The sequence below is a fragment of the Pseudomonas sp. P4_B4 genome (assembly GCF_056402255.1).
The window spans coordinates 56,138-73,422 of the sequence record NZ_JBFUHS010000009.1 but is presented as its reverse complement, the minus strand read 5'-3'; the positions used below and the strand labels follow the sequence as shown (position 1 = coordinate 73,422).

The following is a 17,285-nucleotide window of genomic DNA, read 5'->3' as shown; positions in this document are numbered from 1 at the left end:
GAACCCTCCCGGGCACTACTTCATATCAGGCAGACGCGCTTCGTTTTTCACTTCGGTCTGGGCGATTGCATCGGCGGGCAGTACGACCCGTTGTTTGCTCAACAACTGGCCCATGTTCGCCAGGACTCGGTACATCGAAAACTCTTCGGTGTAGCGCACTTCGGTGTAGCGACGGTTGGCGTTGTAGAGTTCGTTTTCACTGTCGAGCAGGTCCAGCAGGGTCCGTTGACCGAGGCCGAACTGATCCTGGTAGGCGATGCGTACGCGTTTGCTGGTGTCGGCGTATTCACGGGCGGTCGGGGTTTGTTTCTTGGCATTGACCATGGCGTTCCAGGCCAGGTGAATATTCTCGTTGAGCTGGCGCAGGGCATTGTTACGGATGTCCATGGCCTGGTTGATCTTGTGCGAGTCAGAGGCCAGACGCGCCTTGTCGCTGCCGCCGCGGAACAGGTTGTAGTTCATTATCACACCGACCCGCCATTCATTGTCGTGGCCTACATCACCCTGCACGTTGTTGTTCGCACCCACAGCGGCCTCGGCGTCGAAGCGTGGGTAGAACGGCGACTTGGCGACTTCGTACTGGCTTTCGGCCGATTGCACGTCGGCCTGGGCGGATTTCAGGTAAGGGTTGTTTTCCACCATGCTCTGCTGGGCTTCAGGGAGGGAGGTGGGGACTTCGCCGCGAATCGACGGCGGGGTTTCGAGTTCATCGGGCATGCGCCCCACAACGGCGTAGAAGTTCGACTCGGCGTCAGCCAGATCGACTTCGGCGGTGTCGAGGTTGTTTTCTGCCAGTGCCCGGCGAGCCGCGGATTGGTCGGCATCGGCGTTGCTGCCCACGCCGCGCTGGGTGCGCAGGCCGATCTGGTCGTTGACCCGCAAGTGCGCTTGCAGGTTGTTCTTGGCCAGTGTCACCAGTTCGCGGCGCTTGAGCACTTCTAGGTAAACCTCGGTGGTGCGCAGGGCCAGATCCTGAGCCGTACCCTGAGCGTAATAGGCTCGTGAGTTGACCACGCCCTCGGTGCGCCCGACTTCATTGGCAGTGTTGAACCCGTCAAAGAGCATTTGCCGCAGGCGCAATTCCGACTGGGTGTAGTTGAGAGTTTCGGTGTGGTGATTGCCGAACGCCCGGGTATTGGTGTTATCGCTGTACCCGCGCCCGTAGGCTGCGTTCAGATCAACCGATGGATAAAAGCCCCCTTTGGCGACCTTCACGTCCTCATCCGCCGACAGACGGCTGTCTACCCGTGATGCCAGTTCCGGGTGGGTCGCGATGGTGCTCTGGATTGCGTCGGTCAGCGTCATGGCCTGAGCCTGGGACGAGCAGGCCATGGCCAAAAGAACCGCGCTGCAGAGGGGGGTTAATAGGCGCATGGTACATCTCCCTGATTCCTGGTGGTGCTTATCAGTCGCCAATTATTTGACGATATTTATAGGTGGAGTTGTTTCACATCTTTAACAAAAGAGCTAAGAACATTCTGGAGCGTAGCTAAGAAATTTTTTTCATAACCGGTATGCCAAAAAAAACTTATGCGCTCTGCAAAATCCAGCACATTGTTCAATTCGAAAGCCCTTGTTTTACGAGCTCTAGGGTGCTCATCGGGGTTTGAGGAAAGTTCCAATCCACTTATCGACAAAGAGCGGAGAAGTGCTGGAGGGGAGGGATGCGAGCGATCTGATGGTGACGGTTTTTTGTCACTTTGGTGATTCAAGATCGTTACGCACCGCTCACAGGCAACGTTGTTGCGTACAGGGATCCGATGCCATTGATTGCAGAGGGTTTTTCCCGAAATCGTAAACAGCGCCGTGAGCGACTGGCTGGGCGAGATCGTTGCCGGGGCCACGGCTTACTCAAGTAAACCGGTACCCGCAGCACGATCCGCCAGACAACCCGCTTGAGCCATGAGCACGTTCTTCGCACAAACAAGCTGCCGACAGCGGTTGGCAGCGGAGGAAGTGCACATGGCTACGCTCATCGGTATCGTCAGTAAGGTCATCGGTCAGGTGTTCGCGGTTGCGAGCGACGGCTCCCGGCGTGCTTTGGTCGAAGGGGACCGGCTGTTCGCCGGCGACCAACTGAGCACTGGTGTTGAAGGCGCGGTGGCGGTGCATCTGCAAAATGGCCAGGAACTGACCCTCGGGCGCGGCAGCAGCATGCAGATGACACCGCAGCTGCTCGCCAATCAGATTCCCCATGTGGACTCACCTGAAGCGCTGACGCCGAGCGAAGCGCAGCTGACGGATGTCGCACAGCTGCAAAAAGCCATTGCGGCGGGCGACGACCCGACCCAAACCGCTGAAGCCACCGCTGCCGGGCCTGCCACGACTGCCGGTGTGCCGGGCGGCGTCCAGGGCAGTGGCCATGGTTTCGTCCTGCTCGAAGAAGTGGGCGGGCGAGTCGATCCGATCATCGGCTTCCCCACTGCCGGGTTCAATGGCATTCCCGAACTTCCAGAAGAACGCCTGAACGCTAATCCGGACAACGCTATAGCGGCCGATGCTCCTGTGGTGCCGCCGGTGGTTCCGGAAGTGCCGAACAATCCGGTCACCTTCGACGGCCTGTCGGAGCAGAACGGCGAGCGGACCGTCAATGAAGCCAACCTGGCCGACGGTTCAGCGAGGAACGCAGACTCGCTGACGCGAAGCGGCACCTTCACCATCAATGCGCCCGACGGGCTGAGCAGCCTCAGCATCGGCGGGATCAACTTGATCAGCGGCGGCGTGGCGGCAGGTTTCCCGCAGTCGATCATCTCCCCGCTGGGCAGCACGCTGACCGTTACCAGTTACAACCCGGCCACGGGCGTGGTCAGTTACAGCTACACCCTCAACCGTGCCGAATCTCACGCAAGCGGCGAGGGTGCCAATAGTCTTGTCGAACACGTCACCGTGGTGGCCAGCGACAGCAATGGCGACAGCATTACCGGTACGCTGGATATCAGCATCACCGACGACGTGCCCAAAGCAGTCGATGACAACAATGGCACCGCCTCGGAAACCCTGCTGACCCTCAACGGCAATGTACTGAGCAACGACGTGCAAGGCGCCGACCGCGTGACGCTCGGCGAAAACACCGGCCCGATCACCCCGGGCACCTTCACCGGCACTTACGGCACCCTGGTGCTCAACGCCAACGGCACTTACACCTACACGCTGAACACCAGCGATGCCGACTTCAAGGCGTTGCACGGTGGTGGCGACGGCACTGAAACCTTCACCTATACACTGACAGACGCTGATGGCGACAGCAGCACCGCCAATTTGGTGCTACAGATCCACAACAACGATGATCCGGACACGATTGGCGGTTTGAATGTTGGGGGCGGCGAGTTGGCCGTCTTCGAGAAAAATCTCAGCGACGGCAGCGCACCGGATGCCACGGTGCTGACTCTGAGCGGCACCTTCACCGTCGCCGCCCTCGATGGCGTCACGACCCTGAGCGTCGGCGGCATCGCCGTGGTCAGTGGCGGTGTAGCCGCCGGCTTCCCGCAATCGATCACCACGCCGTTGGGCAGCACCCTGACCATCACCGGATTTAACGCGGCGACCGGGGTGATCAGCTACAGCTACACCCTYAACGATAACGAAGTCCATCCGACGGCCAACGACGCTAACACCCTGCCTGAGCAGTTCGCCGTGACCGTGGTCGACGACAATGGCACCACCGCGACCGGTTCACTGGACGTGAACATCGTCGACGACTTGCCCACTGGCGTGGACGACAGCAACGCCAGTACCGCCTCGGAAACCCTGTTGACCCTCAACGGCAACGTACTGAGCAACGACGTGCAAGGCGCCGACCGCGTGACGGTCGGGGAAAATGCGGGACCGATCATCCCCGGCACTTTCACTGGGACTTACGGCACCCTGGTGCTCAATGCCAACGGCACATACACCTACACCCTCAACCCCAGCGGTGCCGACTTYAAAGCCCTGCACGGTGGCGGCAATGGCAGCGAATCCTTCACCTACACCCTCACCGACTCGGACGGCGACAGCAGAACCGCGAACCTGGTGCTGCAGATCCACAACAACAATGACTCGATCACGATTGACGGATTGAACGTCGAGGGCGGCGAGTTGACCGTCTTCGAGAAAAACCTCAGCGATGGCAGCGCACCGGACTCCACGGCGTTGACCCAGAACGGCACCTTCACCGTCACCGCACTGGACGGCGTCACGAGCCTGAGCGTGGGCGGTATCGCCGTGGTCAGCGGTGGCGTGTCCGCCGGCTTCCCGCAATCGATCACCACGCCGTTGGGCAGTACCCTGACCATCACCGGGTTCAATGCCGCGACCGGTGTCGTGAGCTACAGCTACACCCTCAACGATAACGAAGCCCACCCTAACGCCAACGGCGCCAACACCCTGCCTGAGCAGTTCGCCGTCACCGTGGTCGATGACAACGGCACCACCGCGACGGGCAGCCTCGACGTGAACATCGTCGACGACCTGCCAAAAGGCGTGTACGACAGCAATGCTTCAACGGCCTCGGAAACCCTGCTGACCCTCAACGGCAACGTACTGACCAATGACGTGCAAGGCGCTGACCGAATGACGGTCGGTGAAAACACCGGCCCGATCACCCCCGGCACCTTCACCGGCGCTTACGGCACCCTGGTGCTGAACGCCAACGGCACTTACACCTACACCCTGAACACCAGCGATGCCGATTTCAAAGCCCTGCACGGCGGTGGCGATGGCACCGAATCCTTCACCTACACCATCACCGATTCAGACGGCGACAGCAGCACCGCCAACCTGGTGCTCAACGTCTACAACAACGACGATCCGGTGACCCTCAACGGCCTCAACGTGTATGGCGGCGAGCTGGCGGTTTACGAAAAAAACCTCAGCGACGGCACCAGCCCCAACACGCCGGCCCTGACTCAAAGCGGCACCTTCACCGTCACCGCACTCGATGGCGTGACAACCCTGACCGTCGGCGGCATTGCCGTGGTCACCGCTGGTGTGGCCGCCGGCTTCCCGCAATCGATCACCACCCCGTTGGGCAGCACCCTGACCATCACCGGGTTCAATGCCGCGACCGGTGTCGTCAGCTACAGCTACACCCTCAACGATAACGAAGCCCACCCAACCGCCAACGGCGCCAACACCCTACCTGAGCAGTTCGCCGTCACCGTGGTCGATGACAACGGCACCACCGCGACGGGCAGCCTCGACGTGAACATCGTCGACGACCTGCCAAAAGGCGTGTACGACAGCAATGCCAATACCGCTTCGGAAACCCTGCTGACGCTCAACGGCAACGTGCTGAGCAACGACGTGCAAGGCGCCGACCGGGTGACGGTCGGTGAAAACACCGGACCGATCACCCCCGGTACCTTTACCGGCACTTACGGCACCCTGGTGCTCAACGCCAACGGCACTTACACCTACACGCTGAACCCCAATGATGCCGACTTCAAAGCCCTGCACGGTGGTGGCGACGGCACCGAATCCTTCACCTACACCATCACCGATTCGGACGGCGACAGCAGCACTGCCAACCTGGTGCTCAACGTCTACAACAACAACGATACGGTGACCCTCAACGGCCTCGACGTGTATGGGGGTGAGCTGACGGTCTACGAAAAAAACCTCAGCGACGGCACCAGCCCCAACACGTCGGCCCTGACCCAGACCGGGACGTTCACCGTGGCTGCCCTCGACGGCCTGCAGACACTGACCGTGGGCGGCATCACTGTGGTCAGCGGTGGCGTGGTCGCCGGCTTCCCGCAAACCGCCGTCACGCCACTGGGCAGCACTCTGACCATCACCGGGTTCGCCGCCGCCACCGGGGTGATCAGCTACAGCTACACGCTGAACGATAACGAAGCCCATCCAACGGCCAACGGCGCCAACAGCCTCACCGAGAACTTCAACGTCGTGGCCACCGATACGGACGGCGACAGTGCGACCGGGCAGATCAACGTCAACATCGTCGATGACCTGCCGAGCGCCAAACCTGACTCGTCGTCGGTAGTGGAGGGCGGCACCGTCAACATCAGTGTGCTGGGCAACGACATCAGCGGCGCCGATGGTCCGGCGACGGTGGTCGGCGTACGCGCCGGCAGCAATACCTCGACGTCGGCCATCGGCGGGCTGGGCAACCCGATCAACGGCACTTATGGCTACCTGACCCTCGATGCCAACGGCAACGCGGTGTATCACAGCAACCAGAACTCGGTCGGCGATGCGGGGGCCACTGATACGTTCACCTATACCGTGCGTGATTCCGATGGCGATGAAAGCACCACCACCATCACCATCGACGTGGCCGACAGCATTATCAAGGCCAACCCCGATAGCGACGTGACGGTCTACGAAAAAGCCCTCGACCTGAGCAAGGACGGGCAGGACCTGGCCGCCGGCACCGTCACCGGCAGCGACCCGGGCAACACTGGCGAAACCGCGTCCGGGACCCTGGTCGGTTCGGTCTCGGGTGGCAGCGGCGCGCTCACCTACACCCTGGTCGGCAGCGCCACCGGCACCTACGGGCAGATCCTGCTCAACCCCGACGGCAGCTACACCTACACCCTGACCTCGGCACCGAAAACCTCGCCTAATGCCAACGACGGGCCGAACAGCCTGAGTGAAAGCTTCACCTACAAAGCCACCGATGCATTGGGCAACAGCAGCACCAGCACCATCGTGGTCAACATTGTCGATGACGTGCCCAAGGCGGTGGCAACGGACCGCTCGGTGGCGGCGGTGGAGATCGATTCCAACCTGCTGATCGTGCTCGACGTCTCCGGCAGCATGGCCGACCCTTCCGGTGTGTCGAACCTGTCGCGGCTGGATCTGGCCAAGCAGGCCATCAGTGCCTTGCTGGATAAATACGACGACTTGGGGGATGTGAAAGTGCAGCTCGTCACCTTCAGCAGCAGCGCCACCGACATGACCTCGGTGTGGGTCGATGTAGCGACCGCCAAGACACTGCTGGCCGGCCTCATCGCGAACGGCGGCACCAACTACGACGCGGCCGTGGTGACCATGCAGACCGCGTTCAACACCTCGGGCAAACTGACCGGTGCGCAAAACGTCGGCTACTTCTTCTCCGACGGCAAGCCCAACACTGGCCTGGAAATCGGCACCGCCGACGAGACCGCGCTGAAAGTCTTCCTCAATGCCAACAACATCAAGAACTACGCGATCGGCCTGGGCAGCGGTGTGAGCAATGACAATCTCAATCCACTGGCCTATGACGGCAGCAGCCACACCGACACCAATGCGGTGGTGGTGACCGACCTCAACCAGCTCAACTCGGTGCTGTCCGGCACGGTGATCGGCGCACCGGTAACCGGTTCGCTGCTGGGCGAGGGCGGCACATTCGGCGCCGATGGCGGCTTCATCAAGACCATCACGGTGGACGGCACCACGTACACCTACGATCCGAGCGGCAATAGCAATCAGGGCTCGCTGAGCTTCAGCGGCGGGCTCAACCACAGCACGTTCAACACCGTGGACAACACGTTGAGCATTGCCACCAACAACAGCGGTACCTTGCAGATCAATCTCGACACCGGTGAATACGCCTACATTTCGCAGAAAACCACGTCGGTGTTGATCACCGAAAACATCGGATTCACCGCCAGCGACAACGACGGCGACCTGGCCAGCGCCACCCTGACGGTCAAAGTCATACCGAATGCACCGCCAGTGGCCGCCGATGATAACGTCATCACCAACGTGCTCTCGGGCACTGTCGTGGTGCCGGGCGAACTGTTGCTGGCCAACGACACCGACCCCAATGGCGATCAACTCTCGGCGACTCCGACCTCGTTCAACACCGGCTGGATAGCGAAGGGCGCGGACTTCACTGGCACCGGCGCGATCAGCTTCACCGGCACCAACAACAACCCCGCCAACCAGAGTCTGGCAGACGTGCGCAATGCCTTTGCGGCCAACGCGGCGACCATGACGGCGCTGCTGGTGATCAGTGGCTATCTCGGCGCAGCGAACAACTCCAATGGCAACAATGAAGACCTCATCACGGTCAAGCTGAAACAAGGCGAGACGCTCAATCTCGATCACAACCTGGATGCCGGGCACGTCACGATGGAGTATTCGCTCAACGGTGGGGCGTTCGTCAGCATCGCCGATGGCGGCACCATCACCGCAAGCGCGGATGGCACCTACCAGATCCACCTGACCAACATCACCAACCCCGGTAACGGCAATACGAATGCGGCGGAAGACTATCAGCTGACCATGACCGTGAATTACGCCGGGGCACACGACGTCACCCCGGACTACCACGGCACCTACACCGCCAACGACAACCATGGCGGCAGCGACTCGGCCAACCTGACCATCAGCTATCAGGACGGCCACACCCTCACCGGCACCAGCGGCGATGACGTACTGGTGGCAGGCCCGGGCAACAACATCATCAATGCCGGCGACGGCAACGATGTGCTCACTGCCGGCTCCGGCAACAACGAGATGCACGGCGGCGCCGGCAATGATCTGCTCTTCAGCGGGCAGGGCAATGACATCCTCGATGGCGGTACGGGCATCGACACGGCCAGTTACGCCCATGCCAGCGCCGGAGTGACGGTCGACCTCAGCCTGCTCGCTGCACAGAACACCCTGGGCGCGGGCTCGGACACCCTGACCGGTATCGAAAGCCTAACCGGCTCAAACTTTAACGACACCCTGACCGGTGACAACAATGGCAACGTGATCAATGGCGGCCTGGGCAACGACATCCTCAACGGCGGGGGCGGCGATGACTTGCTGATCGGCGGCCTGGGCAACAACACCCTGACCGGCGGAACCGGGGCCGATACTTTCCAGTGGCTCAAGGGCAACAGTGGCCATGACGTGATCACCGACTTCACGCCCGGCACCGACAAGCTCGATCTGTCGCAACTGCTGCAAGGGGAGAGCGGCACCACGGCTTCACTGGATGACTACCTGCACTTCACCGTCACCGGTAGCGGGCCGTCGACGGTGACCAGCATCGACGTCAGCGCCATGGCCGGCGCCGCGCCAAACCAGACCGTCGACCTGGCTGGCGTCAACCTCGCCAGCCATTACGGTGTAACGCCGGGAGCGGGTGGGGTGATCGCGGGCGGGCAAGACACGGCGACCATCATCAACGGCATGCTCAATGACCATTCGTTGAAGGTGGACACCGTGTGATCTGAAAAACCATTAAAGAACCCGCCATCCCTGTGAAGGAGTGGCGGGTTTAATGAGATGGTCAGCCTGACCGAGAAGCCCTGCAGGTTTACGCTTGCAGGGCTTTTCTCGTTTTCGGGCGTATGTCAGCTTTTTCGAACAACCGCCGGTTTTTGATTTTACCGGGCGTCAGATAGCTACACCGTTGGCGCATTGTGTCCGGTCACGGAAAGGAACTACGAAATGTCGACATTCAAAAAATTGTCTGCTCAACAGCAACGGTTGCTCGATTACAAAGCGATGCTGCGCGGGCGCCGATCTTGATCTACAACCAGGAGCGCCCGCACCTCTCCTTTGAAATACAAAACGCCCGATGCGGTGCATCGGGCGTTAGGGTGAAACAGGTGTAAACCTATTTCAGGACTAGGCAAGGATCGGCACGAAGGCGCTCGCTTTCTACAGAAATAGTCCATGAATCGGACTCTGAATTTTCTCCATACTCTGCCACCGCACGGAATTCATAAGTGGTTCCGTAGTTCAGATTTGAAACGAGTCTGGCCCATTTACCCTTATCGTCGGTCGCTTCCGGCCTAGGGTCGGTGACGTCGTTGATTTTCAGCTTGATCTCGGCTGACGGTTCAGCATTACCCCTGACAACGACATAGTTGTATCGGGTATTACCGTTGTCTTCGATCAGGCCGTCCGTATCGTACACCCGGGTATTGTGCGGCTTGATGGTGGATTCCACGGTAAAGGTGCGTGGCGGCTTGGAAATCTCGCTCTCGTCATCAAGCGCCTGAGCGTCAAGGCTGTACGAACTGGGGGACACCTCAAGTACGATTTCCCAGAGTCCGTCGCCCTCCCGGGCGGTCGCCGTTGCTCCGTCGATGGGGGTCTCGTTATTGCGCAGTTGCACCTTTTTGCCGGGCTTGGCATAGCCACTGACCGTAACCTTGTCGTCGTAGGTGGTGGTGCCTTCAGCGATCACCCTCCCCTCGGAATCGAGGACCGTATCAAGGATCAGTTTTACATCCGATACGACGCGGAATTCGAACACGCTGGACGCTTTGCCATTGGTTGCCTTGATCTTGATGCTGTAGGTGCCAGCGGTAATCCCATCGAAGGTGAGATTGAACAGGCCGTCACGATCAACAGTGGCTTTCTTGCCCGTGGATGTGTCGCTGTTGAAAGCTACAACTTCCATATCGGGAGGTGCGTAGCCGGAGATCACCAACCAGTCGCCGTCGTAGATCGCGCCACTTTCAATCGGACCATCCTTGCCAGTGACTTTGTCGATGATCGGTGTCTCGGTCGCCAGAACGAACGTATACGATGTGGAGAAGTCGTAAGGTCTCTTTGTTTCAATAGCACTAAGGCTGTAACGCTTGAATCCCTGTTGAAAGTCGAGTTCTTTGTTCCAGTTTCCTGTACTACCGCTGGTCACATTACTGATAGGGGATGAGCGATCGCGAATATTGAGCTCCCTATCAGGGGCGGCGGTACCCCTTAATTCCAGGATTGGGTCAAAAGTAACGCTGTTTTTGTCAACGAGAGCACCGCTGCTGTCTAGGATTTCATCGAGGGTTACTCTAGCGATTACTTCACTCTGTGTGTCTGGCGTGAGTGCTGAGGTGTTCGGTGGTTTAGCAGTCATGATGATGACTCCGGGTATTGAAAAGTGAGGGTGCCGGAGTGATTTAAAACCTGGTCAGATAGCTTGCCTACTGTCATAAATAACAGCTGCAGGTTGGTTTCCAATCAATGGTTGAAGTTGTATAGGCTGCCTTGCTACGTTGGCTTCGGTGGTCCGATTAACCTCCCCATCGCCCCGAATACGCCCAACTCCCGGATGATTTCCAGTTCCCCCGGTGTCTCGACCATCTCGGCAATCAGCGGCAGATCAATGTTGTGGGTCGCGCGAAAGATCGCGTCGATGAACAGCGGCTTGTCAGGCTGCTCGTCGATGTTGCGAATGTAGGCCCCATCGATTTTCAGGTACGCCAACCCCAACTGGGTCAGGTTGCCGATCTGGCTGAAGCGCCCGCCAAAGTGCTGCAGGCCGACTCGATAACCGGTCTTGAGCAATGTGCTGCAAAGGTTCTGCAGCACTTCGGGGGATGGCAACTGGCGCTCGTCGATTTCCAGGGTCAGCAGCGGCGCCAGTTCGGGAAGGGAATCAAGCAGGTCGAGGATTGTTCGCCATTGCACCTGGTCGCGCAGGGTGCTCCCGGACAGGCTTAGCGCCAAGGGCCTGCGGTTGACCACCAGGTCGTCCAGCGTGGCTTCGAGCATCGCCAGGTCGAAGCGTGCCGACCAGCCGAGACGCTCGATCCATGGCAGGAAATGTCCGGCGGTAATCGCCTCGCCCTGCGGGTCGAGCAGGCGTGCGAGCACTTTGTGATGCAGCACCTGGCGGGTGTCGGCGCATTGCACGACGGGCTGGAAGTACAACTGCATTTTGCCGTGGGTCAGGGCGTCGTCGATCCAGGTGCGCCAGTCGTGCTGGGAGTGATTCGGCGCCGTGTCACGATGGCTCAAATGAACCCAGGGTCGTTCGGGATGCTGCCGGGACTCGGTCAGTGCCTGATCAAGGCGCAGGAGTACGGTGCTGATCGGCTCACCGGGGTGGTAGGCGACAACGCCCAGATGGGCGACCGGCATGCAATCGCTGGCGCCGGTCAGGTGCAGGTTCTCCAGGCTGACGCTGACATCGGCAGCCAGGCGCGCGGCACTTTCAGCATCCAGACCCGGTGTCAGCAGGCTGAATTCGCCGCCACGGTTGCGCGCCGCCAGCCAGGTGTGACGCTGCGGCAATTGAGTCAGGCGCTTGAGCAATTCACCGACGGCAGTGATCAGCGCGTCAGTCCGTTGGCCACCCAGGCGCTGGTTGAGGCCGTTCAGGTCGTTGATCCGCAACATCAGCAAATGGCCGTCGCGGCTCTGTTCGCACACGCGTAAATGGTCGGTCAGTTGCTCGTCGAGCAGGCGCCGGTTGGCCAGGCCGGTGAGGCTGTCCAGATAGGATTCGGCCCGCAGTTTTTCGCTGCGCGCAGCCTCTTCGACGAACAGGGTCTTGAGCTTCTCGACCATTTGGTTCATCGCCAGCACCACCCGTTTCAGTTCCGGTGTGCGCGGCAGTTTCGGCAGGCTGAGAAACTCGCGTTTACTGATGGCCTCAGCCTGTCGGACCATGCTGTCGAGTGGGCGAAATTGCCGGCGCAGCATCCATCCACCAATCACCGCGCTGAACAACCCGCACAACAGCAACCAGATCAGGCTGCCGAGGGTGCTGTCCCAGAGCTTGGCCAGGGCGAATTGCGGATTGCTCAGCACTTCGACCCGTGCCAGTTGTTCCCAGCCGCGCATGATCAGTGCATCGCCACCTTCCGGGCGCAGGTCGACCAGGTTGACGAACCAGTCAGGCACACCGTCGACTTTTGTCGGTGCGGTGCGTTCCACCAGGGTTTGCTGATCCTTGAGCCTGATGACGCGAATGCTGCTGAAATAGCCGCTGTCGAAAATCGAACTGACCATCAGCTCCATTATTGCCGGGTCATCGACCTGTGCCGTCAGCGACAGCCCCAGTGCGGTGGCCGCGTCCTGGGCGTGGGCGCGCAGCTGGCTGAGCGTTTGCTCGCGGGAGCTTTCCAGGCTGGCAAAAAAACTGCCGCTGAACGCCACCAGCAGGAACAGGCAGATGGCCAGGAACAACTGTTTACGCAGTGTCATGCTTCGCTCCTTGCCAAGGCGGTTAACCGTCGCCGATGTCGAACCCTTCGGCCTGCATCTTTTTCAACACGTCCTGCCAGCGCGACAGCTTTTTCGAGTCGCTGCTGCGCTGACCGCCGTTCTTGCCCGGCAAGTACAGCCCTTCGGCGTTGAAGGCGTATACCGGCAGCAAGTCTTTGCGTTGGGATGCGGGGCGGATATCGCCAATCAGGTTGTCCAGCACCAGTGGGTCGCTCGTGGGGGTGCTGTAGAACGTCAGCACCATGTGCGCCTGGTTCTGGCTCAGGGCCTTGACGTAGGTGATTCGCAGTTTTTCGCTGGGAATACCGAGTCGGCGCAGGCTTAAATACTTCGCCAGAGCGTAGTCCTCGCAATCGGCGGCGCCCTTGATCAGGGCTTCGACGGGCGTGGCCCAGTAATCGTTCTGTTGCCAGATGCGCGTGTCGTCCTGGAAGTTCAGCTGCTGATCGAAGAAACGGTTCACCGCGTTGAGCTGATCGCGTTCGGGGGCGCCGCGTGCACTTTGCAGCATTTGACTCCACGCCTCGATCCGGCCACGCGCCGGTCCGAGCGGGCCGTAGCGTTTTTCAACGGTTAGCAGAATCTGCGCAAAATCCCAATCGGCCCGGACCCCGTTGAATGCGACCAGTAGCAAACCTGCCAGCAGTAACCACCCGCCGAGCCGAAGTCGGAGCGTTGGCCATCCTGGACTACGCAGACTGCGGGCCATGTCTGGCTGCTCGAGTGTAGATGGGTGAAGTTTAGGTGGGGTTTTTGCGGGGGGAGGGCAGATCGTCGGGATTGCGCAGAGCCCCCTCGCCACAAGGGTCCCGGGAGACTTCAGGATTTGCGCAGGGTTTTCTGCTTGAGGATGTAGACGGTCACCAGCACCGCACTGGTCAGCATGAAGCTCCGTGCCCAGGGAAGCGGCACCAGGTAGCAGGAGAACAGGATGCTCGCCCACATCAGGCCGATGGCGTAGACCTTGCCCTTGAGCGGGATGCCGTTGCCATCGAGGTAATCGCGAATCCACGGGCCAAGCCGTGGATGCTCAACCAGCCATTGATAGAAACGCGGAGAGCTGCGGGCGAAGCAGGCGGCCGCCAGTAGCAGGAAAGGGGTGGTGGGCAATACCGGCAGGAAAATCCCGATTACCCCCAGCGCCACGCTCAGCCAGCCGATGGCCAGCAGCCCGTAGCGCAACATCAGGGGGCGGTTGCCTATGGGGTTGTCCATAGGCAGAACCTTAGTGGTGACGTGGCTTGAGGATCGCCGGTTTTTCGTCTGGTGCGTTGCACAGCAGGTACAGCGCGGTCAGGGCTTCCGGGATCTGCACGATCATGTCGTCCATCAGGTTGGCATCGGCGGCAATGTCGGAGAACTCCGGTTGCTCGTCGAACAGGCCCGAACCGACCATGATCGGCAGCAGCATTTCGCTGACTTCGTCTTCGGCGGTTTCGAACCAGGCTTCTTCGCGCAGGAACACGCCTTCCATGAAACCGATGCACCAGCCGCGCAGTTCGGAATCGTCCGGGTCGTCGCCCAGGTCGAGGTCGCACGGCAGCTCGAATTCTTCGTCGGAGGCCAGTTGACGGGCGATGTGAGCCTTGAGGCCGATCAGCGTGGCTTCGATCTCTTCGCGCTGGGCTTCGCCGCTGTAATGCGGCTCTTCGGCGAAGAGGGCATCGATCCATTCGCGGTCCGGAACCACTTCGGAGCAGATCGACAGCGCAGTGAGGTAGCCGTGGGCGGCCACGTAGTCCAGCGCCTCGTCATGCAGTTCATCAGCATCGAGGAAGACTTGCAGGCGGGTTAGTTGCTCAGCGAAGGACATTAAAGGACTACCTTGGGGAATGTTCGATGCGGGAATTCTAGGCCTTCTTGAGCGCTTGGGCCAGCCGCACGGCATATTTGCACCTTTGTGGGAGTGGGCTTGCTTGCGAAGGCGGTGTGCCAGGCTGCATTAATGTCGACTGACACTCCCTCTTCGCGAGCAAGCCCGCTCCCACAGTCCGATTGTGTGAGTCTTATCAGCGGCACCCTTTGCCGAACGGGGCTCGGGTATACTCGCGCGTTTTGTGATGCCCTGCTGGCGTTACGGCTGAAATGTGAAGCGTCATGCAATGCGCACTTACGATTTGTCGGTGCAGCATCGCGGGTTCTGAACCAGCATTGCAGGGATGTTTCGGTGATTTTTGGAGTTTCTATGCTCGAACAGGCTCAACGCGTCCTCAAGGACATCTTCGGCTACGACAGTTTCCGTGGCCGCCAGGGTGCAATCATTGAGCGCGTGGCCAGTGGCGGCGATGCCCTGGTCCTGATGCCTACCGGTGGCGGCAAGTCCCTGTGCTTCCAGGTCCCGGCGCTGTTGCGTGAAGGCCTGGCCGTGGTGGTCTCGCCGCTCATCGCACTGATGGACGATCAGGTCGCCACCCTCGAAGAGCTGGGCGTGGCGGCCGCCGCATTGAACTCCACCCTCAGCGCCGAGCAGCAGCGCGATCTGGCCGCCCGCATCCGTCGCGGTGAAGTGAAAATGCTCTATCTGGCGCCGGAACGTCTGGTCCAGCCGCGCATGCTGTCATTTCTGCAGGGGCTGAACATCTCCCTGTTCGCCATCGACGAAGCACACTGCGTGTCGCAATGGGGCCACGATTTCCGTCCGGAATACCTGCAACTGGGCCAGTTGGCGGAAATGTTCCCCGACGTGCCGCGCATTGCCCTGACCGCCACGGCCGACAAGCGCACCCGGGAAGAAATCGTCACCCGTTTGCACCTGCAAGACGCCGAGCGCTTCCTGTCGAGCTTCGACCGGCCGAACATCTTTTATCGCATCGTGCCCAAGGAACAGCCGCGCAAGCAGTTGCTGGCATTCCTCGCCGAGCGCCGTAGTGATGCGGGCATCGTGTATTGCCTGTCGCGCAAGAAAGTCGAGGAAGTCGCCGCGTTTCTCAGCGAGCAAGGCTTCCCCGCGCTGCCGTACCACGCCGGCCTGCCCAATGATTTGCGGGCCTACCATCAAAAACGCTTCCTCAATGAGGAAGGCTTGATCATGGTCGCGACCGTGGCGTTCGGCATGGGCATCGACAAGCCCAACGTGCGCTTTGTCGCGCACCTCGACCTACCGAAATCCCTTGAGGCCTATTACCAGGAAACCGGTCGCGGCGGTCGTGACGGCCTGCCAGCGGATGCCTGGATGGCCTACGGCCTGCAAGACGTGGTGATGCTCAAGCAGATGCTGCAGAACTCCGAAGGCGACGAGCGTCACAAACGCCTGGAGCAGCACAAGCTCGACGCCATGCTCTCGCTCTGCGAAGAAACCCGCTGCCGTCGGCAAACGCTGCTGGCCTACTTCGACGAAGACATGCCCGAGCCTTGCGGGCATTGCGACAACTGCGTCGACGGCGTGCAGACCTGGGATGCCACCGAGCCGGCGCGTCAGGCGTTGTCGGCGATCTACCGCACCGGTCAACGCTACGGCGTCGGGCACCTGGTGGATGTACTGCTCGGCAAGGACAACGAAAAGGTCCGCAACTTTGGCCATCAGCACCTGTCGGTGTTTGGTGTTGGCAAGGCGATGGCTGAGGGCGAATGGCGCTCGTTGTTCCGCCAACTGGTGGCCCGTGGTCTGGCGGACATCGACCTCGAAGGCTACGGCGGCTTGCGCCTGAGCGACAGTTGCCGGCCGCTGCTCAAGGGCGAAGTGACCCTGGAGCTGCGCCGCGATCTCAAGGCGCAAACCGTGGCGAAAAGCAGCAAGAGCCAGGCGAGCCAACTGGTCCGTGGCGAGGAGCGCGAACAATGGGAAGCCTTGCGCGCCTTGCGGCGCAAGCTCGCCGAAGAACATGGCGTGCCGCCGTACGTCATCTTCCCCGACTCGACCTTGCTGGAGATGCTGCGCAGCCAGCCGACCTCGCTGGCGGAAATGGCCACGGTCAGCGGTGTCGGCGCGCGCAAGCTGGAGCGTTATGGCGAGGCCTTCCTCGAAGTGCTTGGCGGCCAGGTCGAGGCGCCGAAACCGGTGGCCGACGTGCGTCATGAACTGATCACTCTGGCGCGGGCCGGGATGACGCCGGTACAGATCGCCGGTCAATTGCAGTGCTCGGAAAAGAACGTCTACACCATGCTGGCCGAAGCGATCGGCAAGCAGCAGTTGTCGTTGGAGCAGGCACTGGATCTGCCTGAAGACCTGATGGGTGAAATCCAGGACGCCTTCCTCGACGGTGAAGGCGAATTGCCGGCGGTTTCCGAGATCGCCGCGCTGTTTGCAGGCAGGGTGCCGGAAGGGGTGTTGTACTGCGTTCGTGCTGCCTTGCAGTCGGAGTTCGAGATTTGAGGCATCTGTTGTGCTGATGTAACGATTCAGTGCAGATCAAGCCTTGCCTCAAGCCGAGGCTCATGCTTAGCTGACTAATAATTAGTTTTTATTTATT

At 60.4% G+C, this 17,285-nt stretch carries 8 protein-coding genes; 2 read left to right on the top strand and 6 right to left on the bottom strand.

What is annotated here, in order from left to right; all coding sequences use genetic code 11:
• Nucleotides 1–15: 15 nt before the first annotated feature.
• Complete coding sequence (locus AC1DVE_RS12455) at nucleotides 16–1,374, bottom strand: TolC family outer membrane protein (protein WP_223458078.1); 1,359 nt, start codon at nucleotides 1,372–1,374, stop codon at nucleotides 16–18.
• Between the two features lie 588 nt (nucleotides 1,375–1,962).
• Here AC1DVE_RS12455 and AC1DVE_RS12450 point away from each other — a divergent pair.
• Nucleotides 1,963–9,147 carry a retention module-containing protein gene (locus AC1DVE_RS12450; protein WP_477783953.1) on the top strand — a complete coding sequence of 2,395 codons (7,185 nt, stop codon included), beginning with the start codon at nucleotides 1,963–1,965 and terminating at the stop codon, nucleotides 9,145–9,147.
• A 391-nt stretch (nucleotides 9,148–9,538) separates the two neighbouring features.
• Here AC1DVE_RS12450 and AC1DVE_RS12445 read toward each other — a convergent pair whose 3' ends face one another.
• The 5 genes from AC1DVE_RS12445 to AC1DVE_RS12425 all read right to left on the bottom strand — a co-directional run bounded on the left by AC1DVE_RS12445 (nucleotide 9,539) and on the right by AC1DVE_RS12425 (nucleotide 14,689).
• Complete coding sequence (locus AC1DVE_RS12445) at nucleotides 9,539–10,780, bottom strand: carboxypeptidase-like regulatory domain-containing protein (protein ID WP_223456405.1); 1,242 nt, start codon at nucleotides 10,778–10,780, stop codon at nucleotides 9,539–9,541.
• Nucleotides 10,781–10,914: 134 nt separating this feature from the next.
• Nucleotides 10,915–12,855: a cyclic di-GMP receptor LapD gene (gene lapD / locus AC1DVE_RS12440; RefSeq protein ID WP_223536578.1), complete on the bottom strand. Its 1,941-nt coding sequence runs from the start codon at nucleotides 12,853–12,855 to the stop codon at nucleotides 10,915–10,917.
• Nucleotides 12,856–12,877: 22 nt separating this feature from the next.
• On the bottom strand, nucleotides 12,878–13,585 hold the full coding sequence (lapG, locus tag AC1DVE_RS12435; RefSeq protein WP_223456407.1) for a cysteine protease LapG: 708 nt from the start codon (nucleotides 13,583–13,585) through the stop codon (nucleotides 12,878–12,880).
• Nucleotides 13,586–13,695: 110 nt separating this feature from the next.
• Complete coding sequence (locus tag AC1DVE_RS12430; protein WP_223456408.1) at nucleotides 13,696–14,091, bottom strand: YbaN family protein; 396 nt, start codon at nucleotides 14,089–14,091, stop codon at nucleotides 13,696–13,698.
• Between the two features lie 10 nt (nucleotides 14,092–14,101).
• The gene (locus tag AC1DVE_RS12425; protein ID WP_007975277.1) at nucleotides 14,102–14,689 is read right to left on the bottom strand and encodes a UPF0149 family protein; all 588 of its coding nucleotides are present in this window, start codon (nucleotides 14,687–14,689) and stop codon (nucleotides 14,102–14,104) included.
• A 372-nt stretch (nucleotides 14,690–15,061) separates the two neighbouring features.
• Here AC1DVE_RS12425 and recQ point away from each other — a divergent pair, with 372 nt between their 5' ends.
• The gene (gene recQ, locus AC1DVE_RS12420) at nucleotides 15,062–17,188 is read left to right on the top strand and encodes a DNA helicase RecQ (RefSeq protein WP_223456409.1); all 2,127 of its coding nucleotides are present in this window, start codon (nucleotides 15,062–15,064) and stop codon (nucleotides 17,186–17,188) included.
• Nucleotides 17,189–17,285 lie beyond the last annotated feature (97 nt).